Here is a 22332-nt window from a genome sequence, read left to right as displayed (position 1 = left end):
TAAAGTTAGATTAAAGTTATATAACAACAAAAAACAAAAGAGGTCAAAATGTTCAAAAAAATCATCTCGCGCCTACCATACAGCCCTTCAATGATCCACAGCTTGGGCTTTTATGCAAAACGCTTACGTAAAGAAGAAGCTACTCGAAAGATCGGGCTTATATTAACCGCCCTAGCGCTTATTGTGCAATCTTTCACCGTTTTTTCACCGCCAGAGTCAGCCAACGCAGCAGATTCCAGCGACTTAATTTATGGCGGAATTTCTAGTGGTCAACAATTGATGGCCCATTATGACGCGAACACAAATAATATTCGTGACCTCTATAATCATCTTGGAATTAGTCGTTCTGATTTGGTGGCGGCGACCGGTAACCTCCAGACCTTAAATAGCAATATGGGAACTTACTCATGGGGACTTACTCCTCATTTTGGCCCATCACAAGGCGAAGGGTCTTACGTAGTTCGCACATCGCAAGGCAGCGCTCGTACCTTCTACTATCGACCTCACAACCTTTGGGGCAGCTTCTCATACAGGGCATTTGTTGGATACTCAGCTGGAACTGGATGGTTTGCAATTATGCTTAACTGTGGCAACTTAATCTTAAAATTCGCACCGCCAAACCATCATTGTCCGACTGGTCAAGTTGGCACATACCCAAACTGCTCCACTCCACCACAGCCAGTAGCTGCGTGTAACGCCTTAGACATAAAGAAGAATGGCGACACATATCAATTTACTGCCAACACCAGTGCGGCTAATGGCGCGACAATCCAAAAATATATATACAGTATTTATCGAGGAAACACCCTAGTTAAAACTATAGAAAGCAACGATAAGATTGTATCTTATACAGAGAAAACGCCAGGATCATACAAAGCTGTTCTAACAGTAAAGAGCTCATTAGGCGACAAGACCTCAGATGCCTGCGTAAAGACGTTTACCATAGCGGAGCCAGCAAGATGTCCTCAGAACCCTAAATTATTGAAGGATGATCCTCAATGTCAACCATGCCCAGGCGATTCTACAGTATGGATTAATGATAGTCGATGTTCCGCCTCATTTGTGCAGACAAAAACCGCCGTTAACCTCACTCAGAATAACACCGACGCAACAACTACAGTTGCAAAATCTGGAGATCGAATTACCTACACTCTTTCGGTAAAAAACAAGGGACTTAAAGAGGAAGAGTTTACATTCAAAGATCAAGTCAGCGACTTATTGGAATATGCAGACATATTTGACGCCGGTGGCGGAACGTTAATAGACGATAAAGGCGCTAGCGCAGGCAGCGGTAACGCAAAAGTTCTAGTATGGAACCCTATAAAGATCAAGCCAGGAGAAACCCAGAAGCGCAGCTTTACTATCCAAATAAAGAACAGCATCCCGGCAATGGCTAGCGGTAAAAGCAATCCAATGTCTTACGACTGTAGGATTGATAACACATTTGGCAATACTGTCAGTACAAAAATTGACTGCCCTGCACCGAAAGTTATTGAACAAACCACTTCACAACTGCCAAAAACCGGTGCTAGCGAGAACATGATGTTCGCAGGAATTATTGCAGCCGTGGTCGTATACTTCTACGCTAGATCACGTCAATTAAATAAAGAAGTTAGAATCGTTCGACGAGATATGTCCGCAGGAACTTTATAGGAGGTAAAAAAATGAGTGAAAAATTAAAATCTACCGTAGAGAATGCCGTAGATACAAAAGAACTAGCAGATTTGAGTAGAGAGAAAGCTGCTGAGATCGAAAGATCCCTAGAAAGGGCGATTGAAAAAGAAAAATCAAATACTGAGAACGAGAATAATATCAAGCACGAGGCTATAGAAATTGCCACCCGCCAAGAAAAGCAGCAAGAACAAAAAGAGTCTAAAGAGATAAAAGAAGATAAACCTCTTACCAAAAAAGATATCGAAGCTTCATACAAGAAGACTTTGGCAAATGTACAAGACCAATTGTCAGCCCCATCCAGAGCTTTCAGTAAAGTCATTCATAATCCAGTTGTCGAAAAGACTAGTGATGCAATCGGCAATACCATCGCCCGCCCTAACTTAATTATCTCTGGCGCCCTAGGAGCAATAGCCTCTATTGCTGTATATTTTATTGCAAAACGATACGGATATCTGCTATCAGGATCAGAAACTATTATCCTGTTTGTGGCTGGTTGGTCTATCGGTGCTGTTATTGAATACGCTCGAGTAGGCTTCATCAACAACAGGAAAAATATCTGATTAGATATTAAATAGCTTTATCGTAAACTGATCATTATTTCATTATCGTCACCATCACCGCCACGCAAATCGAGCCGATTCTTAACCACAGGTTGGCTCGGTTTTGTATTTACGGAATAGGTAGAATTATCACCTGTAGTCATAGATATACTTGGTTTATTAACAGTAGCATTATCTAGTACAGAGGATTGATCTCGTCGACTATTATCAAAGCTAGGAGCCACAGCATCTACACCATCCACACTAAACGGAGCAACACCACCGATCACCTCCGGTCGACTTTGTGTATTCTGCATTTGCGAAGAAGACTGCAGATTCATTGGTTTTACCGACGGATTAGTAGCCGGCTTTCCACCCAACTGCTGCCTCTTTGCTAACCACTCATCCAAGAACGACGACCCGCCACCCGATGGTTTCTGGCTAGTAGAAGACGCTAACTGAGAAGGGCCTGTCTTTGGTTGTACACTACCTCTAATCCTATCAAATATCTCTTTCTCAACAACAGCTCGCGGCCTTCCGTATTTAGCGGCAGATAGCCTTACTAGCGCATCTCTAAGCTGACTATTAACCTGCCCCATCGGAGGAACCCAATTCATACTAAATGGCGCAGACGGAACATTATTAATCATCACAGATGTTATGGATTGGAAGTTTGGCAATTTTGCCAAATCATCAACATCGAAAGTTGGTTGAAATTTCTTAACCATCAATTCGGCATCCGTTACACCAATACGCCCAGAGATAACTGTACCAACGTTACCAATAATGGCTTCTCGTATTTTATCTGTTAACTGAGTCATAAACTGGTTACCCATAATAAGACTCAGCTTATACTTACGAGCCTCAGATAAAATAGACTCAAAACTATCAGTAGCAAAGTTCTGAAACTCATCAACATACAACGAAAAGTCAACTCGTTGATCCTCTGGAATGTCCGCTCGAGACATTGCTGCTGCTTGAAACTTCATCACAAAGATAATACCCAAAAGCTTAGAGTTAAGCTCACCCATCTTACCTTTCGACAAGTTAACCAGCAAAATCTTATTATTGTCCATAATTTCGCGCAAATTAAATCCAGATTTCGTCTGACCAATGATATTGCGCATTGCATCATTGGAAATAAATGGACCAAACTTTGATACAACCCACGAAATAACCTCACCCGCCTCATTTGACCTCTGTGATGCAGGAAATTCCTTTGTCCAAAAATCAATAACCTGCTGATCTTTTACGTATTTCAGCTTACTCTTAACGAACTCGGGGTCGATAAGACACTTTGGTACATCAATAAATGTCCCGCCAGCAGGATCTGACATCAATAACAAGGCACAGTTCCTAAAAATATGCTCCAAACGAGGACCAACAATTCCTGTATGGCCTGGGTCATAAAGCCCATACAACATATTAATCGCCTCTTGAACTAAAAAGTCCTTTTGATCTGGCGTATCAAATTCAAACATATTTAAGCCAATTGGATTAGTCATGTCAGCAGGATTAAAGTAGATAATATCCTCGACGCGCTCTTTTGGAACCTTACCCAATAAAGACTCAACCAAGTCACCATGTGGATCAATAAAGGCAAATCCTCGACCGTCCATCATATCTTGATAAGCCATATTCTCCTGCAAGACAGATTTACCAACACCCGTTTGACCAATAATATATACATGACGGCGGCGATCTTTAGTTCCAATGCGAATAGGTTTTTTAACCCCTCGAAACTCGTTATAGCCAATCAACAAACCCTCATCCAAAACATCCGTTGGACCATCAACCTGCTTGGACATTTGTCGTTTAACCTGCGAAGTTGGAATTGCACTAGCCCCAGGCAGGTGGAATAATGTTGCCATTTCCACACTGTTGAGGATATTACTACGAGTTTCTTGAGGAAAGAATCTCATAATATATGCTGTTGTCATTTCCTCAACATTCCTGGTTAAAGAAAACTTAAACCCGTTATTACGAGGTGAGTCAAACAGCGAAAAGGCTGCTATTATATTTTTTAACAACACTTGGGAGCGCGCCGCAGTATTTGAAGAAATCACAACACGCACCAAAACCTCATATGCAGGATAACGAGCTTTTTCGCTAATAGCATCCACTTCCGCCTGCTCTAAAGACGTTAGCTGCTTGTCCTCAGAATTAGAGCCGCCGTCTTTTTCATTATTCTCTGGCGGTTTCCACAGGGCCTCCATAATATCCATAGGAGCAACGCCTCCAAAGCCTTTCTTCTTGCCCTTATTTTTCTTCATGCCGTCAATATGAGACTCCGATGCTTTGGACCAGCCGTCATACGCCGGACGTAGTAAAAATTGCACGCCTATTCCATCTTCTTTGGACGCCGAAGATAAAGCATTTAATAATGCCCTAGAAGCATCCCTTTTTGACTCCTGATAAGTCGATATTGGATAAACAAAGGACTTTTTCAGAGTGAATTCGCCGCCGATAGTTCCACTCATCTTGCCGACCTTACTAAATATATTAGTATCAGATACTTCTTCTAGTCGAGCAGAAGGATATGCTGCCGCTACAGCTTGACGAATAACATCAACCAACACTAGCGGAACGACGGCGTAATAATGAACCAGTCCACCATGAGCAACAATCTCAAACGACATATGACGCTGGCCGTAGACTTTGCTTTTGAATCCTTTAGTCGCTGTACTTGAAATAATATTGTACATCACCTGGGCTTGCGACAGCACCTCTTCAGTTAAATCTCGCTCATCTCGATTTGAACTATCTACATCTTCACTTGTTGGAGGTAAATGTATAAGCAACGGCACCATCTTCAAGCCTCGTTCATAATTTTTGGCTTCCCTCAGCATGTTACGATACAATACAAAAGCTACCGCAGAACCAGCGCTTATAATAACAATCGCGATAAAACTAACTATCAAAGGACCCGCACCCATATAAAACCCTACTTACTACCGTCGTCATTTTGACCTAAAGTCTTATTATATCGTTTTTTTAAATAATCAGCCTGCAGCTGCGCAATAACTCTATTCCTCTCATAAGGATTATCTTTTGTTAAAGCTATAATCTTTTTAACTTTATCCACCCACTCTCTTTCTATCAAGTCTTCATCCGCTGCCACTAGAGGAGTATCATCATCAGCTACCACCCCTGACTGATTCGTACTTTGATCGTCGTTTTGAGATTGAGATAAAGGAACTGTTGTAGTATTATCAACAGGCAAAGCCACGGGGATATTATTATATTGTTCAACCCTAGCACCAAGAGACTGCTCAGACTCTCTTCCGACTTCAGGATTTAATGATGTATTTTCTACATTATACTCACCGCCACCTATATTTTGTGGCTGCACCTCAGGATTACTATTAACTTGTGGCAGTTCGGGATTCATAAATATATTGTACCACGTAACTACTTAAAATACACGACTACATTCAGGACGGGATTAGTATCTTTTATGTATAAAAAAACACGCCAGCAACTCAAACACACCAAGTAATAATGTCTCAAAAACCCCAACATCTCCCATCGATTGCATACCCATATAAATAACTGGAGCAAGAGAGATTACAGTAGAGTAATAATACGTCTTATACTTAGATTCATTGCGACTATTCTTGAAATTAAAAAATTTCGCAGCTATTCGCTCCGATGTTAAAAATACTACATAAGTTAGACAGATAAATAGTACATACAAACATACGAAAAACGCTAAAATCCCAAACGGACCAGCAGAGCTCGGGTTTGTCGCGCTCAAAATAACCGCAGTCAAAATCAATGCAACCAACGCTATAAAACTAATTATCTTCATCCCCATACTCACATCATACTATATACAAGAAGCCTGAGCGATAATACTATAGCATATAGACACAAACCATCCGCCGATAAAAAATAACTATTAGGCGCGGGTGCTACTTGCCCATTACCGCTCGAGGCGATTTGACCGCTCCTTAATTAAGGAGCATCCTTGCAGTTTTCCTCTGCATACATCCAGGACTCTCACCACTAATTCTTTAACGAGGATTAACTGGATGTATGCGGTACTAACCGCGCGCTCAACGCTTTTAAAAGGCGGAGCATTGGCTGCGTCATTATAAAAATCATGCAGCCAACTATCCGTCGATTTATACGTAAAAACGCGGCTTTATATAAATTTTATTGTTAATGTATTTTTGCTTTTTTGTTTTTCTAAAAGCTTAACCTTATGTTAGCATAGCCCTATTTATATGTCAACCATTACTCGGCCAAAAATATTGTAATTTTCACCTATTTTTTAATGTTGTTAAAATTATCATCTGTTAATTATTCTCTTATCGCTTTATAGCTATCTGTGCATTTTACAACAAGCTTGTCATTTTTGAGTATTATCTAGTACGGATTACACACCATTCAATGAAGATATCGTCGACTTATCAACCGCCCAATTACACGACTAGCCTATGATTACCTGTCGTCCAAACATTGCCACAAAAATAGGTTCGTACAGCCAATATTAGACTGACACCCAACACTCAAATCCGCAATAAAATAATATCCTCTATTCCCCGCTTTATAAAACTCTATTCACTTTCATTGTCGCACTACAGCAAACTTAACAAAATTATTTTTATATTATTATAAGAACATCCAAGCATCAGTATGCATATTAAATCTTATACATCAAAATGCTATACAACAGTTTTAATTAAAAATTACAAAACGAAAGTATAAAGTTTATTCATAGTACACAAAGCTACCTTTTACACTTCAATAAAATGAGTCCTAGAGAATGTGCGACAATTTAATTTGTCGCACACATAAAAAACATAAAAAGCAGCCAAACAAACGCCAGCCTCTGGCATATAACTTCATAGTAAAAGCTATTAGAAAAAATAGTTGCGAAAATTATAAAGAAGATTATAAAATGTGTAGTATTTTTTACTAAACTTTTTACAAAAATATTGTTGACATAAGCATTTATATAGCTTATTATAGGGGTAGCTTCTGAATAAAAAAGTTATACGGAGGCCAAAAATAAAAAGAAATTGTAAAACTCCACTTTTTTGAAAACAACCACTACTCGCAGGTGGTTGTTTTTTCTATATTAAAGATAAGTTCTACTCTTTGACAGTAAGTAAAGCCAGCGATAGGGCTGACTTTTAATCTAATCTTAATCTATTTGGTGGAGCTGCCGGGTACTGCCCCCGGGTCCAATTGGTATCATGATATTCGTCTACAAGCATAGTCTTATTTCAATTTAATTTATAACGCCACTCGACTTAAAAATAAGCCAAAAATACCGAGCTACGTTACGTAGAAAAAGTCCCATGAGTCTGCTACTTCCAGAATCACAGCGAGCAACATAAATATAACACCTCGTCCACGCTATGTTGCCTGCACGACAAGATGGCTATAGAAAATTACGCTACAGCTGGTGCGAAAGCACGAACCTGGAACAGGCCCGCAACTTTGCTTGCAAAGTTTTTTGCATCTAAAAATATACGTTACGCGTATCATCGGCTTGCAGAATATCCTGATAAGGTCCAATTGTCGAAAGCTATATCAGCCCCACATATCAGTTCATATTATACCCTGACCTCATTCAAAAATCTACATGCTTATGTTTTAATAGATTCATGATAAGTAGAGTTATTTCAGCTACTCCCTATGGATTTAACGGGCAAATCATCGAGGTTGAAGGAGATATGTCAAAAGGACTCCCTAGCTTACAAATTGTCGGAATGGGCAATAAAGCCATCGATGAGTCCAGAGACCGAGTGCGTAGCGCAATAAAAAACTCTTCCTTGGACTTTCCGAAAGGAAAAATAATTATCAACTTAGCACCAGCAGAACTGCCAAAAGACGGATCTCACTTCGATCTTCCTATTGCCCTGTCTATTTTATGTATCAGCGGCGCGCTCAACCAAAGCGATATAAATAATGCGGTTTTTGCGGGTGAATTGGCACTAGACGGCAGCCTACGTCCAATACGATCAGCAATTATTACAGCCGAAGTAGCTAAAAATCAAAAAATTAAATCAATATACGTACCAGCTCAAAACGCCGAACAAGCGGCGCTGACGACTGGAGTTGATGTATTTCCAGTAGAAAACCTGAAGTCACTCTTCTTACATCTCAAAAAAGAAAAGATTATTAAACCAATAGATAGATCGTCAGTAAAAAATATATTTTCCAATCATAAAAACACTCCAACCATTGATGATATCTACGGACAAGAGCAAGCAAAGAGAGCTATCCAGATAGCCGTTGCCGGAAGACATAATATTTTATTGTCCGGCCCTCCGGGATCAGGAAAAACTATGTTGGCAAAATCCTTGAAGAATCTATTACCAGCCCTGTCGGAGGATGAGATAGTGGAAGTGACAAAACTTCACAGCCTTGGAGAACACACTATAATAAATAATCCCATAGTAGATAGACCATTCAGGTCGCCACACCACACCGCAAGTAGAGCCTCTATTATTGGCGGAGGATCGAAAGTGCAGCCGGGAGAAATCAGTTTAGCTCATAGAGGCGTCCTATTTCTTGATGAGCTACTTGAATATCCACGCACTGTGCTTGAATCACTTCGTCAACCCTTAGAGGATCACGAAATTACCGTCAGTCGTGCAAATGGTAAATTCAACTTCCCTGCCAATTTTTTATTAGTAGCCACAATGAATCCTTGTCCTTGTGGATTTCTTGGAGACACAGAAAAAACTTGCATATGCTCACAAAATCAAATTCTCAATTATCAAAAAAGATTATCAGGGCCGTTACTTGATCGAATAGACCTAACAGTATCGGTTTCACGAGTCCCCCATGAAAAATTATTAAATAATAAAATGTCGACAAAATCACAACAAGAGACATTTTTATCTGAGATACATAAAGCCTACTCCATTCAGAGAGACAGATATAAGTGTAGTTATAAATACAACAATGACATTCCAAGTAGTAACGTTGACAAAATTACATCAATCTCAGAATCTGCAAAAACCTTCTTGACGAACGCAGCCAAAAAACTAGATTTAAGCACTCGCAGCTACTTTAAGGTCATAAAAGTTTCTCGCACTATCGCAGATTTAGAAGGATCCACGTCTATAGAAGTTCCACACATAGCAGAAAGCCTACAATACAGACAGATTAACATAGGTTAATTATTGTTCTTGAAAATAACAAGCATCTCTGTTACAATAGCAACTGAGTTAATCTAAAATTGCTTCAAAAAGGAGAGCCAGAGATTAATAAATCAATCCGTATCAACGGAGCAATCCGTGCAAGAGAACTGCGGATAATTGGTCCTGATGGCGAACAGCTCGGAATCATGCCCCTTAAGGAGGCCTTAAATAAAGCCAACGACATGAATCTCGATCTAGTTGAAATATCGCCAGGCGCCAATCCGCCAGTTGCTAAAATCATTGACTGGGGTAAGTACCAGTATCAAAAAATGAAGGATCAACAGAAGAATCGGCGTCAAGCCAAATCTGGAGACCTAAAGCAAATGCGCTTCGGTCTAAAGATAGGGGCCGGAGACCTAGAGGTTAAACTGAAGAAGATCCGTAAGTTTTTAGAGGGCGGACATAAAGTCCGCATACAAGTGGTCTATAAAGGTCGCGAAATGGCCCATAAAGAGATCGGCTACGAATTGATCGACAAAATCATGGAACACCTTAGTGAGGATGCAATATTAGAGCAAAAACCTCAGATGGCTGGTCGCAATCTGAGCGTAGTAATAAGGAGTAAATAATGCCAAAGCTAAAGACCCACAAAGGCACTGCGAAGCGTATCAAGCTAACCAGCACCGGAAAATTGACCCGCCAGCGCGCATTTGGCGGCCACTTATTGGCTAAAAAGTCAAAAAGTCGTAAACGCGCAATCAATACAACAGCAACAGTAACTGGTTCGATGGCCAAGAACGCCCGTCGAGCAATGGGAGTATAGTTATGCGAGTAAAACGAGGAGTTGCCGCACACGCTAAGCATAAAAAAATCTTAAAAGCAGCTGAAGGAATGCAACATAACCGCACCAGAAGTTTTCGTCTTGCAAAACAAGGTGTTATTAGGGCTCTACAATATGCATACCGCGATCGCCGAAACAAGAAGCGTGATCTACGCGGCTTATGGATTACCCGAATCAATGCAGCCGCTCGACAAGAAGGCACAACTTACGGCAAACTTATAGCTTCTATGAAATCTAAAAACATTGAGATTGATAGAAAAATATTAGCAGAATTGGCTGTTAACGAGCCAAAAGCTTTTGCTGAAATAGTAAAAGCAAGTCTATAGTAGGACAAATCTATCAATATAAAACACCCTAGCATTACGCAGGGTGTTTTATTCATAGTCTGTCTATAAGCCGGGTTCTGTCTAGGGTAATCATCTATCTAGTTTGCTTGTTGCCAAACAAATCAAGCGGTTATCGATCTGCGGACGGATAATCCTATTTGCAAATCTCCTTGCAGCCGACAGGGTTTACCTCTCGTCTATGTCGCCATAGACGACTGTGGGCTCTTACCCCACTCGTTTCACCTTTTCCCTCGTATATAAAATACAAGGGTAGTTTCGTTTCTGTGGCACTTTCCCTAGAGTTACCTCCGGTCGCCGTTAACGACTGTCGTATCCTTTGCTGCCCGGACTTTCCTCTTAAGTATAACTTAAGCGATTGCCCAACAGACTACACGATATATTATAGCACTAAACCCTAGACTTGTCTGTGGGCGCTAGATATTCCCCGCATAAATGCAAGGTGGGTGCTCGCAACTTATTGCCACGACAATAAATCATTAAAGCTCCCTATCATATGATGTTAGGAAAATCATACGCGCCCACGGATAAATCCAGGGTCTGCCTATATTATACACTAAATATGTTCATAAATACACGCAAAATTGCCTGAATACAACCCGACATAACCTGTCCGATCACATCAGAAAACAGCACAACTATAATCATCACTAAAAGAATGCCATTTTGCTCAATTTTTTGCATAACACTCCTTACACTATTTGGCGCTACGGCATATAATATTCTAGATCCGTCTAGAGGCGGAATTGGTAGCATATTAAAAACAAAAAATCCCAGATTTACCGATACAGCAGTAGAAATAATCAATCCAAATATCGTAGGCTGTACTACTCCGGAATTATTAATAACACCACCAAAAACCCCTACGCCAAATGCGATAAAGGCGATTATTAAGTTAGTAATCGGACCGGAAAGGGCAACAAGGACTGCTCCCCAATCGCCAAAACGGACTCTACTTGGATTAAACGGAACAGGTTTAGCCCCTCCGAAGACTGGAGCGTGTAAAATAACCATAATCAAGGGAAGCAAAATAGTCATCACTGGGTCAATATGCTTCACAGGATTAAGAGTTAACCTTCCTTCTTCTTTTGCGGTATTATCGCCCAGTATATACCCCATAAAAGCATGCATAGCCTCATGAATAGTCATAGACAGCAATATAACAATCAAAACTATTATTATTTCTAAAATCATAAGTGTTATTATAGCATTAATACGCGATCTTGACTAATTAAGCAAATGCCGCTACAATAATAAGGATTGTTATTAATAATAAAGTAAAGAGAGTGGAAATGGCATCACGATGTGATTTAACAGGCAAAGGAAAGCAGTACGGTAACAACGTCAGCTTCTCCCTGCGCCGCACTAAACGCGTCTTCAAACCAAACCTTCAGAAGAAAACTTTTGTCGTTGACGGTCAAAAAATTACCATGACTTTAAGCACAAAAGCTATTCGCACCCTGAAGAAAAAAGGTATTCTAGGCGCAACTACTAATAAGTAATCACTAAGATTAAATTTTTTAATAAAATAACTCCGATTACGTTATCGGAGTTATTTTTAATTCAGCGAGAAGGCTCTAACTTTTCGATATTTGAATAACTGTTAAATTATCCGGTAAATCGGTTATTTTCTTTAACTTCCACTTTGAACCAGCCTCAACAACTGGAGCTCCTAGGTTTTTTACAAACTCATCCACACTATCCTGTGGAACTTCATAACGCAAAGTAGCGTCATTGTAATGCACTGGAATCACCACCTTAGGATCCAATTGACGAATTATTGAAGTTGCTCCTATTGCGTCTAATGTATATCCATTTCCACCGACAGGTAATATTGCAAAATCAACAACACCTATATTTTCGAGCTGATTATCAGTTAGTTTATTCTCAATATTACCAACAATCACCCCCTTAGCTTCACCAACCGTAATTTTATATATTGTAGATTTTTTAACATCATCTGCGGCGTCGATATATCGGCGTGCTGGAATTCCTAGCAATGAAATATCCCCAACTTCATATTCGCCTGGACCAGAGAATAATAGTCTTGGCACAGAATCTGCAACAGTAAATCTATCCTCCGTAACCACCTCCACATCATTGCTTACGGAAACATTTTTCCCTCCGACGATTTCTAAGTTTGGATCAAATACTACGCGAAGCTTCTTTGTAGTAACAATGACAGCATTTGCCCCTTTATACTCTACTTCAAACATTCCTACTCCTTCCTCATTATATTTTCTATATCTACTACTACTGAATGCTTATTTCTTACAATATCCATTATAAATCTATCCTTGACACTCATCCTATAATAAAAATCGTCATAGGACATAACAGTATAATTTATCTCTGTTTTTTTATCTTTTTCAATTTTTTTGGTGAGATTTTTTATCGCTAAAGTGGATATATCATCACCAACTAACAATAGATCAATAGAAGAGTTTGACCCAACTACCAGCTTTCCTGAGATAATAGCCAACTTTAAACCCTTCACTCTCTTCAGGGAATCCTCCCAGGAAATATCACCTACATCTGCACACCCTTCCGCACTCTTGTCTGAAAATATAGCCGTAAGCGGCTTAATATAAAGATAAGTCTCATTTACACTATAATATAGCTTATTATCAATAGCGTCTTGCTGCACTATACCCACAGATACCATATTAGCCAGTTCTCGACGAACGGAGTTTATCTGCTCATCAATCAGCCTAGTGATCTCTCTCACGTAAAATGACTTTTCTGGATTGTTCAGAAAAAGATGAAGTAATTTTACCCTAGTTTTTGAACCAAATAATGAATCAATCATTGCACTATAATTGTAACATATTTTTTACTTACTATCTAATACTCGAGATAAATATTGTTCACACGAACGAATATCTCCCCATTCAATAAATGGGTTTCGTCTAAACCACGTCAACTGACGTTTTACTAAGTTTACATCACTAACGATAAACTCCCGAATAGTCTGATCTTCATCTATTTCTTTCTCGATTAATTTCTTAATAATAGGATAAACATTACCCGTCATAGCCTCATTGCACCACCCGGAATTATTGGCTAATTCTATTGTTTCTTCTACAACACCATCCTTGAACATTTTTTTTGCCCTATCTGTAATTCTTTGCTTCAACAACTGCTTATCTGTAGTAATTCCAACAACGATAGTATTATTCAATGGAACCTCCAGTCTAGACGGCTTTTCATCGGCTCGTTCAATAGCCCTAACTAGATATCTTTTATTTTTACTATTCTCCGGCAAGAGTATATTATGATTAGCGCAGTATTGCTGAAGCTCAGACACCGTCATTTCCTGTAAATCACACCTCTTATCTTCATTAGACTTAGCCCCAAATTGAAAATCAAAAATAACAGAATCAATATACAACCCTGTTCCACCAACAAGAAATGGAATATTTCCTCGACTTCGGATTTCTTTAATCTTTTGACAGGCATAATCCTTAAATTGCGACGCACTGAAAGAATCTCCTGGATCTACTAAGTCAAGACCCCAATGAGGCACTACTTGCTGTTCACCTAAAGAAGGCTTAGCTGTCCCGATATTCATACCACGATAGACAGTCCTGCTGTCAGCGCAAATTATCTCTCCTCTATACTTCTTCGCTAATTGTATAGCCAACGATGTTTTGCCGCTAGCGGTAGGGCCAATAATTACAATTAGCGGTAGGTGACTTTCACTAACGCTATTATCTAATTCCGCAAACTTATCCAATTAATTCAATCCTATAAAGATTTTATATACTCAGCAAGCTGCTCCAATGATATTTTTTCTTCACCAGATTGCGTGCGAACACTAACCTCACTAGCTTCCATATCCTTTGGTCCTACGATAAGTTGAACAGGTATCTTCATAGAAGTAGCTTCCCTAATCTTCTTGCCTAATGATTCATTTCTAGAGTTTATTGTAAATCTTACATCGTTATATCTAACTGGCTTCATGAGAGTAATGTCTGATAATATAGTTGTTATTTTATCAACATACTCTAACACCGTGTCGTTAATCGTCAAAATACGAACTTGTTCCGGAGCCGCCCAAAACGGAAACCATCCGCCAGTATGTTCTATAAACACACTTAAGAATCGCTCAATTGAGCCCAATAAGGCACAGTGAATCATAACTGGTGCTGTAAAATTGCCATCATTATCCGTATATTCCAAACCAAACCTTTGTGGTTGCACAAAATCCAGCTGCACAGTTGCAACTTGATGTTCACGACCGATTGCATCCGTCGCCATAAAGTCAATCTTTGGACCATAAAATGCCGCCTCACCCTCTTGTTCGAAATAATCCAAACCTACTTTCTCAACAGCAGACTTTAACTGGTTCTGTGCGGAATCCCATAAGCCAAGGTCACCCAGGTACGAGTTGGATTCATCACGGTAGCTCAAGCGAACCCTGAGCTTCATATCAATTGATCTATATAGCTCGCGGGCAGCCGACAATAAATTATTAATCTCATCTTCAATCTGATCAGTACGACAAAATATATGGCTATCATCTTGCGTTAGTGAGCGAACTCGATTCAATCCGCCCAGCTCGCCAGTTTTTTCGTCACGATAATCTGTTGTCGTCTCCAAGTATCTTACCGGCATATCACGATAACTTCGCGGTCGTGAGGCAAAAATTTGCGTATGATGTGGACAGTTCATAGGCTTAAGAGCCATCTCGTCGCTAGTTTCCTGGCTTTTAACTAAAAATAATTCCTCTCCAAACTTAGCCCAATGTCCCGATGTTTCATATAGATCTTTTTTCGTAATATGAGGCGTCCATACTTTTTCAAAGCCAAACTTCTGTCTCAGCTGGTTCGAATATTGAGCCACTATATCTCGTAAAATCGTACCGCGAGGAGTAAACAAAGGTAAACCAATCCCCACCAAGGGTGAAGTTGTATACAAATCAAGCTCCCTACCTAATTTGCGATGATCTCGCTGTTTTGCAATCTCCAATCTATTCAGATATTCATCCAGCTCTTCCTGCGTAGCAAACGCTACACCATATATTCGTTGCATTTGTGGATTATTTTCACTGCCTCGCCAATACGCTCCAGCCGTCTTAGTAAGTTTAAATACGCCAACCTTTCCAGTGCTATCCACATGTCCGCCCCTACACAAATCAGTGTAATCACCCTGAGAATACAAAGAAACAGTCTCAACTTTACTATCGCCATCAGACACAGACCCCATTTTTTCTCCAGTCAATTCACTAGCAACTGTAGTACCAGATCGCTTAAGGTCATTCAGTAGTTCCACCTTAAATGACTGATCTCCCTTTATAGCCCAATCAATAGCCTCTTCTACCGACACATCGCGCCTTTCAAGCGGATAATCAGCCGCTATGATCTTTCGCATCTCCTTTTCTATCTTCGGAAGATCAGCTTCAGAAATTGTCCCGTTGTCAAGATAGACATCATAGTAAAAGCCATTATCGATAGCTGGACCCACACCGAACTTCGCTTGAGGCCATAAATGCTGAATAGCCTGCGCCATAATGTGCGCTAGACTATGTCTCATAGATCTTAATTCTTCTTCGCTCATATCAGTATTATACCACGCTCCTTGCTACTAGACATCTGTTGTGATAATATTATTATATCTGGGCGATTAGCTCATTTGGCTAGAGCGCTTCATTGACGTTGAAGAGGTGAGAGGTTCGAATCCTCTATTGCCCACCAGATACGATAAATAAACCTCGTCGATAGTAGACGAGGCTTTTTATAGATAGAGTTAGTTAATACAAAAAACAATCAAACCTACAGATTTTCCGCACAGACCTTGACTTTATTCAATAAGTATGTTAGAATTTGGAACATGAGTAAATATGACTCGCCTAATTTAGGCACAAAAAAGCCACAACATTGTTCTTTATTGAGCAAGACCAAAATTCACTACGAATACAACAAGAAGATTAACGAAGAAAGATCTATACTTAGTTAAGTTTCTATATTTACGAAGCAATCGCCTCTAGAATGAGGCGATTTTTGTTTTACACAGTACTTTTCCACTGGATTTTTTTATAGCTATATGTCAATATATTGATATGATATGTATAAAATGTTTTCACGGAAAAACCCACATAACAAATTCTCGTCAAAATAAAAAATACCCAATAACCTGGCGCAGACATATATGCGACCAATGTGGCTATTCTTTTACAACCTACGAAAAGCCTGTGATTGACCTCATTGTTATATCACAAAATGGCAAGAAAAATAATTTTTCTATAGGAAAGCTAATGCTTAGTATTGCGCGAAGTTTTAATCATGACGATAGATTAGCAGCCTCATATAGTTACGACTTAGCCAATACTATACAAGACAAGTTGACGCTTTTACAAAACGAGTACACGATATCGCCACAATATATCGCCGAAATAACTCACTCGACATTACAGAATTTTGATCAAATAGCCGCACTGCAATACGCAGCACAACACAATCTTATTACTCCCCAGAGGAAGAAGCGTCGGGGTCGCCCTTCTTTTTCTTATTCTGAGCACGACTCTGATCATTCATCTCCACTGTAGTCTTCTCTGTTACATCAAACTTATCAAGGTATTTACCGATCAGAAGATGAGTCTGAGCATTGTACGAAGCCATTGAGCTGTATACTATAGCAATTACAGGCATCAGAGCCCATTGCAAGACCATCAATATATTCCTACTCTTTTTATATCTTTCTGGACGCGGAGGCAGAAGTTTAAATGATACGAAAATTGAAACCAGAATACCCACCATAGCTATCTGTTGTATTAAGCTAACTGTATCTGGCAGTTGATGTGCAGCAACACTACGAGCAGCCTCACCATTCAGCACAAGCGGTGCCCATCCGCCAAAAGCAACGATCAAAGCGATACAAGCCTGCGTTACGTGACCATCTAGTAACCTTATGAACCTAGCTAAGCTAGGCCAAAATTTTGTAGTTCTATTCCTATTAAACACATTGTTACCCACATAAGCCACATCAGAAGCCCCATAACTCCAGCGGCGCAACTGAATAAACTGAGCCTTTAGTGTCTTCCTATATCCATTAGACAATACCGCATCTTGATAAATTGGCACAAAAATAGGCACAACCTCATAATTACCACTAAAATAGAAATAACTTCGCCAATATTGGTGCCCATCCTCAACAATCGTTCTAGTGCTCCAAAAATTCATCTCAACAAGTGCACTCATCGGCTGAGAATGTGACGCGAAATTACGCAAAGAGTATGGACGCATAGAACTAATGATGTTCCAAAACGAATTCCCCGTCGCCACCACTCTCATGGGAGCAGGAACATCCCATATATTATTAGTAAACAAACATATTGGCTGAAATGATAAATGTTTCCTGTCCTCGCGGGTAACATATTCATATGTTACATAATCAAAGTAATACTTATGCGGCTTATTATCGCAGTCCATTGTTGTAACAATAACATCAGAAAAAGCTATTCCCTCTTGCTGTAAATATCTCTCCAGCCACTTACCCGCATATGTAATATTTCCACCTTTACCGACTACTTCGTTTGGCAGGTCCTTTGGGTGTTTTACGATATGAAAAGAGTGAAAATATTTACCGTATTTCTTCTTCAATGTCTTGGCTGTTGTATCAATATCAACACCACCACGCTCTTCATACGCAAAAACCACTATCAGCCGCTTTTTGTCGTATGTTGTATCTAAGACTGACTTAAGAGCAGGTTCAATAACCTCTATGCTCTCATTATACGCAGGCATAATAAGAGCGTTGTAAATACTACTTGGCTTAGGAAAATATCCATCTTCCGCAGCAGACATAAACTTTAGATTATCTAAATGCTGCTGGTATAGCAACTCTTTAGACTCAACCCCCCTCAGTTTAGAGTACGCTTCTTTTGGGCTTTCTAAATCAGACAATCGCCCATTCCAATCAACTTTTGATGCCCTTTCCATGTTATTGTGGCCATTGATTACTCTATAGCTAATCGCTATAGCCTTCACGAACGCGGCTAGGATTATAGACAATAGATAAATTGACGCCAAAACAGGACTTAAAATAGACAAAATTATCAAAAGAATGACAGCTCCGTAACTCAATATTCCTGGGAGCATCTCAAGAAAACGATATTTTTTCGTTCGTTTGCCAAGTGGAATTTCAATGTCCATACATTACCCTATCGATGCAATTTTAATAATTGAATATCCTAAAATAGATAAAATAACCAAGATGCCCAGAGTCAGCCACAGAAGAAACATAGCCAAGCTTCGCTTCTCTAGCGATATTAATTTAACACTTAACACAGAATGACCAAGAGCTACCATAAACGCTAAAACAATATAACTAAACAGACCAAACCAGTGGCTCCTATAGAAATTTGCATCACCATACGCGGTATAGCGCGTAATAACCTGAGCCTCGCTATGCTTTATCGACAATCCTAAAAATACAGACACAACAATAGCCACAACAACATTAACGATCAAAAGAGTTGCCACAGTCCTGTCGCTAAAAACAATTTTTATCAATTTCTTTATAGTATCTTTCATAAAATGGAGCCGTTGACTGGGCTTGAACCAGCGACCTGCTCGTTACGAATGAGCTGCTCTACCAGCTGAGCTACAACGGCAAGCTCCTTAGGAGATTATAGCAAAAATAGAAGCTTTTTCAAACTAGAGCGATTATTTGTCTATAGAAATGAAGTACTTTACCTTGTTGTTATTTTTTAAGTAGTTAAGACGACTATTAAATTCTGTTAGCGGAACTTTTATGTAGGAATAATTTACGACATTACCCTCGATATTATTAAGTGTCACGAAATAATACCCATCACCGGAAAGGGTTTTTATGGGGCCTGAAGTTTTACCCTTTACTAAGGACATAGCTGATTTCGTTAAGCCTCCATCGGAATTATCTACAGACACAGACAGGTCAAACACAGGTTGTACTTTATCACCCATCTCTGTAGCGACATCCTTTAGAGATTTACCTGCTCGCAGCTTCTTCTCGATATCAGATGCTAGACTGCCCGCAGTCTTATCAACCTTAAAAGAAACTTCTTGTTTTAATAAGGTGTATTTCATAGCAATCTTCAACTCATCCATTGACCAATGGAGGTTATCTTTTACTACGGATGCGTAAGCAGTCTGCGAAAGCTTACTAGATTCCTGTTGACTTTTAATTAAATCTTGAGCTCTTTTATCATCAATCGTGATATTATTCTCTCTTGCAAGCTTTTTAGCATACGCAACCTCTAAGGCTTTGTTTATGGATTGGTTTTGATAGAACTTAACTTTGTCCTTTTGATCTGCTTGTCCCTGAGACTGTAATACTGCCAATGAGCTACGATGATACAAAAGATAGTCGCTATACTCGGCATTTTCTCCATCAATATTAGCCACTGGAAGAGGTAAGATCTTGGTTATCCTGTATGCAATATCGCTCGTATCTCTCCAAACATATAACTGCATCCAGCCAATAACAACAAAAATAGCCAATATAATAATACTAACAAACATAGTTATCCATACTAATCGACGTTTGGTGTATTGTACGGGGTATTTATGCTTACGACCAGCCGCCAAAACCTTTTCCCGATGCTGAGCTACTGTATCATTCGTAATTCTTTTTGGTAGTGTTTTTGATTGTTTTTTATCTTTACGGTTCAATAGGTTCTTCATTGCTATCCTCCTTCTTTGTCGAAATTTCCACTGCGTCTTGTAGTTTATTATAGATCTTATCTGGATGTTCTACGTTTTTTATAACAAGATCTCCAACAAAAGTTTGAATAACTATTGTACCAAACTTAAACATTTCACCACTAAACCCCGGGACACTATAGCTAATATTTTGAATTTTTGATAATTTTAACTCAATGACGTCTTTACCAAAAAATCCATGCTGAGTAATTTGACGAATTCTCTGATCAGTAACAATGTAGTAGGTATAAAACCACATCAAAAAATGATAGAAAAATAGTATTAACCCAAAAATAAACCCACCAATAAATACCCACAAAAAGCTTAAGTTATCTTGCCAAATTAAAAAAGGCAACGAACCAAACGCCATAGACCCAAGAAGTAGATAAAATCCTTTTCGCATAGCGATTATATGGCGACGAAATACAAACAGCAATCGCTCACCATCACGTTGCCCGTCGAACTGCTTATCTTTAATACTCTCTGTCATATATCTGGTACCCCGGGCAGGAGTCGAACCTACAACCTTATCCTTAGGACGGATCTGCTCTATCCAGTTGAGCTACCGAGGCATACAACCATTATACCACGGTAGGTCTCAGGAAAGACTAGTCTATCGAGTAAATTTCTCGCTCAATGTATGATAATTCACTAACTCTTCTGGCTTAAACCAATGTTCAACTTCACGCGCAGCCTCATCTGAATCGCCAGAAGCATGAATCAAATTTGGAACACCCTTTTGACACTCATCTGCATAACCAAAACTGATGTGTGAGTAGTCGCCACGAATTGTTCCCATATCGGCTGACTTTGGCTCTGTTGGACCAACAATCTTTCTAACAACAGCAACAGCTTCGACACCCTCTAATACCATTGCTATGACTGGACCATCCATCATCATATCCAGTGTTATATTCAAAGTTCCCTCGCCCCTACGAGTAGCCAATTTACCGATGTCCTCGTAATGAGCATAGTAGTGATCTCTAGACGGCGATGTCATTTTTACACCAACTATTTTTAGACCAACTCGCTCAAAACGTTGTAAAATTTCCCCAACTATACCTCGTTGAACTGCGTCAGGCTTAAAGACGACCAATGTCCTTTCAACGCCACAGTAGTTTTTTTCACTTTCTGCCATAGATACTCCTCTGCTTATTATTTTCTAATATAGTAGCAGAAATAAATAATTTGATAAACATATTCATTAGCGATAGAATAAATATTATGTTTATATCTGAAGCTTTAACTGATTTCTTAGAGCACCTAGAAGTTGAAGGTGGACGTAGCCAGAAAACTATCATAAATTATCAACTGTACTTGGAGAGATTTATCGATTTTGCCGGGGATATAGATGTTGAGAAAATTACATCAGAATTAATACGTCAGTATCGTCTCTGGTTAAACCGTTATAAAAACGACAACACCGGCGAAGAGTTATCTCTAATCACCCAAAGTTATCATCTTATTGCATTGCGAGGTCTATTAACTTACCTTTCTCGTCGTAATATCAAAAGTCTAGCAGCCGACAGAATTATATTACCCAAAGTAGTCCGTAAACAAGTGACTTTTTTACAATATGACGAGATTTTACGTATGATTGATCAAATACCAACCGATACGGAATCTGGACTGAGAGATCGAGCAATCGTTGAGTTGCTATTTTCCAGCGGACTGCGTGTTTCAGAATTGGTCAATTTAAACCGAGATCATATAAACCTAAAGAGGCGCGAATTTATGGTGCGAGGAAAAGGACAAAAGGATCGCCCTGTTTTTATTTCAAAAAGTGCTGCCGAACACATATCGGCGTACCTGGAAGCTAGAACAGATAACCTACCCGCTCTATTTTTAAGCTATAGCAAACGCCACGCAACCCCCAACACCTCCGGAGACTACCGTAGGTTAAGCGCGCGCAGTATTCAGAGAATGGTTGGTCAATATGCTAGATTAGCTGGTATCACAAAACATGTAAGCCCACACACTATGCGCCATAGCTTTGCCACCGACCTACTTATGAACGGTGCAGACTTGCGTTCAGTCCAATCAATGCTGGGACATAGCAATATATCAACAACACAGGTATATACGCATGTTACCGACCAGCACCTGAAAGACATTCACGACCGATTCCATAGTGATACAGAAGCTTAA

At 39.6% G+C, this 22332-nt stretch carries 22 protein-coding genes, 3 tRNA genes and 2 other RNA genes; 10 read left to right on the top strand and 17 right to left on the bottom strand.

Going from position 1 to position 22332, the window contains the following annotated elements; genetic code table 11:
* Nucleotides 1-48: 48 nt before the first annotated feature.
* Nucleotides 49-1653 carry an isopeptide-forming domain-containing fimbrial protein gene (locus tag LR957_RS00340; RefSeq protein WP_232273021.1) on the top strand — a complete coding sequence of 535 codons (1605 nt, stop codon included), beginning with the start codon at nucleotides 49-51 and terminating at the stop codon, nucleotides 1651-1653.
* A gap of 11 nt (nucleotides 1654-1664) precedes the next feature.
* On the top strand, nucleotides 1665-2234 hold the full coding sequence (locus LR957_RS00335) for a hypothetical protein (RefSeq protein WP_232273020.1): 570 nt from the start codon (nucleotides 1665-1667) through the stop codon (nucleotides 2232-2234).
* Between the two features lie 17 nt (nucleotides 2235-2251).
* Here the strand turns inward: LR957_RS00335 and LR957_RS00330 are convergent, their stop codons facing one another.
* The 4 genes from LR957_RS00330 to ssrA form a co-directional block, all read right to left on the bottom strand.
* Nucleotides 2252-5149 (bottom strand): type IV secretory system conjugative DNA transfer family protein, encoded by a 2898-nt coding sequence (locus tag LR957_RS00330; protein WP_232273019.1) that lies wholly within the window; start codon nucleotides 5147-5149, stop codon nucleotides 2252-2254.
* Between the two features lie 8 nt (nucleotides 5150-5157).
* A complete protein-coding gene (locus LR957_RS00325) occupies nucleotides 5158-5604 on the bottom strand; it encodes a hypothetical protein (protein WP_232273018.1) in 447 nt (148 codons plus the stop codon).
* Between the two features lie 54 nt (nucleotides 5605-5658).
* Nucleotides 5659-6030: a hypothetical protein gene (locus LR957_RS00320; protein ID WP_232273017.1), complete on the bottom strand. Its 372-nt coding sequence runs from the start codon at nucleotides 6028-6030 to the stop codon at nucleotides 5659-5661.
* Nucleotides 6031-7375: 1345 nt separating this feature from the next.
* Nucleotides 7376-7765, bottom strand: a transfer-messenger RNA (tmRNA) gene (ssrA, locus tag LR957_RS00315).
* 66 nt (nucleotides 7766-7831) lie between these two features.
* Between ssrA and LR957_RS00310 the strand changes: the two genes are divergently transcribed.
* From LR957_RS00310 to rplT, 4 genes are read left to right on the top strand one after another with little or no spacing between them, the layout of a single operon-like run.
* Entirely contained in the window at nucleotides 7832-9355 is a 1524-nt protein-coding gene (locus tag LR957_RS00310) for a YifB family Mg chelatase-like AAA ATPase (protein ID WP_232273016.1), read from the top strand.
* A gap of 59 nt (nucleotides 9356-9414) precedes the next feature.
* The gene (gene infC, locus LR957_RS00305; protein WP_232273015.1) at nucleotides 9415-9945 is read left to right on the top strand and encodes a translation initiation factor IF-3; all 531 of its coding nucleotides are present in this window, start codon (nucleotides 9415-9417) and stop codon (nucleotides 9943-9945) included.
* Nucleotides 9945-10139, top strand: a complete 195-nt coding sequence (gene rpmI, locus LR957_RS00300) for a 50S ribosomal protein L35 (RefSeq protein WP_129743559.1) — start codon at nucleotides 9945-9947, stop codon at nucleotides 10137-10139. Before infC ends, rpmI begins: the two co-directional genes overlap by 1 nt.
* Before the next feature lie 2 nt (nucleotides 10140-10141).
* A complete protein-coding gene (gene rplT, locus LR957_RS00295) occupies nucleotides 10142-10483 on the top strand; it encodes a 50S ribosomal protein L20 (RefSeq protein WP_232273014.1) in 342 nt (113 codons plus the stop codon).
* A gap of 50 nt (nucleotides 10484-10533) precedes the next feature.
* Here rplT and rnpB read toward each other — a convergent pair.
* Nucleotides 10534-10875, bottom strand: an RNA gene (gene rnpB, locus LR957_RS00290) — RNase P RNA component class A.
* Between the two features lie 175 nt (nucleotides 10876-11050).
* Nucleotides 11051-11695 carry a site-2 protease family protein gene (locus LR957_RS00285; protein WP_232273013.1) on the bottom strand — a complete coding sequence of 215 codons (645 nt, stop codon included), beginning with the start codon at nucleotides 11693-11695 and terminating at the stop codon, nucleotides 11051-11053.
* Between the two features lie 98 nt (nucleotides 11696-11793).
* Here LR957_RS00285 and rpmB point away from each other — a divergent pair, with 98 nt between their 5' ends.
* A complete protein-coding gene (gene rpmB, locus LR957_RS00280) occupies nucleotides 11794-12003 on the top strand; it encodes a 50S ribosomal protein L28 (RefSeq protein ID WP_232273012.1) in 210 nt (69 codons plus the stop codon).
* 75 nt (nucleotides 12004-12078) lie between these two features.
* Here rpmB and LR957_RS00275 read toward each other — a convergent pair whose 3' ends face one another.
* The 4 genes from LR957_RS00275 to thrS are packed head-to-tail and all read right to left on the bottom strand — an operon-like array spanning nucleotide 12079 to nucleotide 16060.
* Nucleotides 12079-12717 (bottom strand): MBL fold metallo-hydrolase, encoded by a 639-nt coding sequence (locus tag LR957_RS00275; protein WP_232273011.1) that lies wholly within the window; start codon nucleotides 12715-12717, stop codon nucleotides 12079-12081.
* A gap of 2 nt (nucleotides 12718-12719) precedes the next feature.
* Nucleotides 12720-13310, bottom strand: coding sequence for a hypothetical protein (locus LR957_RS00270; protein WP_232273010.1), 591 nt, complete (start codon nucleotides 13308-13310; stop codon nucleotides 12720-12722).
* A 24-nt stretch (nucleotides 13311-13334) separates the two neighbouring features.
* A complete protein-coding gene (locus LR957_RS00265; RefSeq protein WP_232273009.1) occupies nucleotides 13335-14237 on the bottom strand; it encodes a tRNA (adenosine(37)-N6)-dimethylallyltransferase in 903 nt (300 codons plus the stop codon).
* Nucleotides 14238-14248: 11 nt separating this feature from the next.
* The gene (thrS, locus tag LR957_RS00260) at nucleotides 14249-16060 is read right to left on the bottom strand and encodes a threonine--tRNA ligase (RefSeq protein WP_232273008.1); all 1812 of its coding nucleotides are present in this window, start codon (nucleotides 16058-16060) and stop codon (nucleotides 14249-14251) included.
* Nucleotides 16061-16120: 60 nt separating this feature from the next.
* On the opposite strand from thrS, the gene LR957_RS00255 reads away from it, so the two are divergent.
* Together LR957_RS00255 and LR957_RS03660 are read left to right on the top strand one after the other, a co-directional pair.
* Nucleotides 16121-16197 (top strand) — tRNA-Val (locus tag LR957_RS00255).
* A gap of 365 nt (nucleotides 16198-16562) precedes the next feature.
* The gene (locus tag LR957_RS03660) at nucleotides 16563-17048 is read left to right on the top strand and encodes an NrdR family transcriptional regulator (RefSeq protein WP_445082933.1); all 486 of its coding nucleotides are present in this window, start codon (nucleotides 16563-16565) and stop codon (nucleotides 17046-17048) included.
* Here the strand turns inward: LR957_RS03660 and LR957_RS00250 are convergent.
* The 7 genes from LR957_RS00250 to LR957_RS00220 form a co-directional block, all read right to left on the bottom strand.
* Nucleotides 16966-18654 carry a glycosyltransferase family 2 protein gene (locus LR957_RS00250; RefSeq protein WP_232273007.1) on the bottom strand — a complete coding sequence of 563 codons (1689 nt, stop codon included), beginning with the start codon at nucleotides 18652-18654 and terminating at the stop codon, nucleotides 16966-16968. The two genes, LR957_RS03660 and LR957_RS00250, sit on opposite strands and share 83 nt — an antisense overlap.
* A gap of 3 nt (nucleotides 18655-18657) precedes the next feature.
* Entirely contained in the window at nucleotides 18658-19035 is a 378-nt protein-coding gene (locus tag LR957_RS00245) for a hypothetical protein (RefSeq protein ID WP_232273006.1), read from the bottom strand.
* Nucleotides 19036-19039: 4 nt separating this feature from the next.
* Nucleotides 19040-19115 (bottom strand) — tRNA-Thr (locus tag LR957_RS00240).
* A 52-nt stretch (nucleotides 19116-19167) separates the two neighbouring features.
* The gene (locus tag LR957_RS00235) at nucleotides 19168-20166 is read right to left on the bottom strand and encodes a SurA N-terminal domain-containing protein (RefSeq protein ID WP_232273005.1); all 999 of its coding nucleotides are present in this window, start codon (nucleotides 20164-20166) and stop codon (nucleotides 19168-19170) included.
* Complete coding sequence (locus LR957_RS00230; protein WP_232273004.1) at nucleotides 20144-20674, bottom strand: PH domain-containing protein; 531 nt, start codon at nucleotides 20672-20674, stop codon at nucleotides 20144-20146. Before LR957_RS00230 ends, LR957_RS00235 begins: the two co-directional genes overlap by 23 nt.
* 5 nt (nucleotides 20675-20679) lie before the next feature.
* Nucleotides 20680-20756: transfer RNA gene (locus tag LR957_RS00225), tRNA-Arg, on the bottom strand.
* A 41-nt stretch (nucleotides 20757-20797) separates the two neighbouring features.
* Nucleotides 20798-21322, bottom strand: a complete 525-nt coding sequence (locus LR957_RS00220; RefSeq protein ID WP_232273003.1) for a nucleoside-diphosphate kinase — start codon at nucleotides 21320-21322, stop codon at nucleotides 20798-20800.
* A gap of 86 nt (nucleotides 21323-21408) precedes the next feature.
* Here LR957_RS00220 and xerA point away from each other — a divergent pair, with 86 nt between their 5' ends.
* Nucleotides 21409-22332: a site-specific tyrosine recombinase/integron integrase gene (gene xerA / locus LR957_RS00215; protein ID WP_232273002.1), complete on the top strand. Its 924-nt coding sequence runs from the start codon at nucleotides 21409-21411 to the stop codon at nucleotides 22330-22332.

It is taken from the genome of Candidatus Nanosynbacter sp. HMT-352 (genome assembly GCF_021222645.1).
Lineage (GTDB): Bacteria > Patescibacteriota > Saccharimonadia > Saccharimonadales > Saccharimonadaceae > Nanosynbacter.
Note: the sequence above shows the minus strand (reverse complement) of the source record. Positions and strands in the feature narration are given on the sequence as shown.

Bases quoted from the DNA above. Each gene is read 5' to 3' on its own strand.
- LR957_RS00250 (WP_232273007.1), bottom strand. From the start codon at position 18,654: ATGGACATTGAAATTCCACTTGGCAAACGAACGAAAAAATATCGTTTT.
- rpmI (WP_129743559.1), top strand. From the start codon at position 9,945: ATGCCAAAGCTAAAGACCCACAAAGGCACTGCGAAGCGTATCAAGCTA.
- rpmB (WP_232273012.1), top strand. From the start codon at position 11,794: ATGGCATCACGATGTGATTTAACAGGCAAAGGAAAGCAGTACGGTAAC.
- thrS (WP_232273008.1), bottom strand. From the start codon at position 16,060: ATGAGCGAAGAAGAATTAAGATCTATGAGACATAGTCTAGCGCACATT.
- LR957_RS03660 (WP_445082933.1), top strand. From the start codon at position 16,563: ATGATATGTATAAAATGTTTTCACGGAAAAACCCACATAACAAATTCT.
- xerA (WP_232273002.1), top strand. From the start codon at position 21,409: ATGTTTATATCTGAAGCTTTAACTGATTTCTTAGAGCACCTAGAAGTT.
- LR957_RS00245 (WP_232273006.1), bottom strand. From the start codon at position 19,035: ATGAAAGATACTATAAAGAAATTGATAAAAATTGTTTTTAGCGACAGG.
- LR957_RS00270 (WP_232273010.1), bottom strand. From the start codon at position 13,310: ATGATTGATTCATTATTTGGTTCAAAAACTAGGGTAAAATTACTTCAT.
- LR957_RS00275 (WP_232273011.1), bottom strand. From the start codon at position 12,717: ATGTTTGAAGTAGAGTATAAAGGGGCAAATGCTGTCATTGTTACTACA.
- rplT (WP_232273014.1), top strand. From the start codon at position 10,142: ATGCGAGTAAAACGAGGAGTTGCCGCACACGCTAAGCATAAAAAAATC.
- LR957_RS00230 (WP_232273004.1), bottom strand. From the start codon at position 20,674: ATGACAGAGAGTATTAAAGATAAGCAGTTCGACGGGCAACGTGATGGT.
- LR957_RS00285 (WP_232273013.1), bottom strand. From the start codon at position 11,695: ATGATTTTAGAAATAATAATAGTTTTGATTGTTATATTGCTGTCTATG.
- LR957_RS00310 (WP_232273016.1), top strand. From the start codon at position 7,832: ATGATAAGTAGAGTTATTTCAGCTACTCCCTATGGATTTAACGGGCAA.
- LR957_RS00220 (WP_232273003.1), bottom strand. From the start codon at position 21,322: ATGGCAGAAAGTGAAAAAAACTACTGTGGCGTTGAAAGGACATTGGTC.
- LR957_RS00340 (WP_232273021.1), top strand. From the start codon at position 49: ATGTTCAAAAAAATCATCTCGCGCCTACCATACAGCCCTTCAATGATC.
- LR957_RS00235 (WP_232273005.1), bottom strand. From the start codon at position 20,166: ATGAAGAACCTATTGAACCGTAAAGATAAAAAACAATCAAAAACACTA.
- LR957_RS00330 (WP_232273019.1), bottom strand. From the start codon at position 5,149: ATGGGTGCGGGTCCTTTGATAGTTAGTTTTATCGCGATTGTTATTATA.
- LR957_RS00325 (WP_232273018.1), bottom strand. From the start codon at position 5,604: ATGAATCCCGAACTGCCACAAGTTAATAGTAATCCTGAGGTGCAGCCA.
- LR957_RS00335 (WP_232273020.1), top strand. From the start codon at position 1,665: ATGAGTGAAAAATTAAAATCTACCGTAGAGAATGCCGTAGATACAAAA.
- LR957_RS00320 (WP_232273017.1), bottom strand. From the start codon at position 6,030: ATGGGGATGAAGATAATTAGTTTTATAGCGTTGGTTGCATTGATTTTG.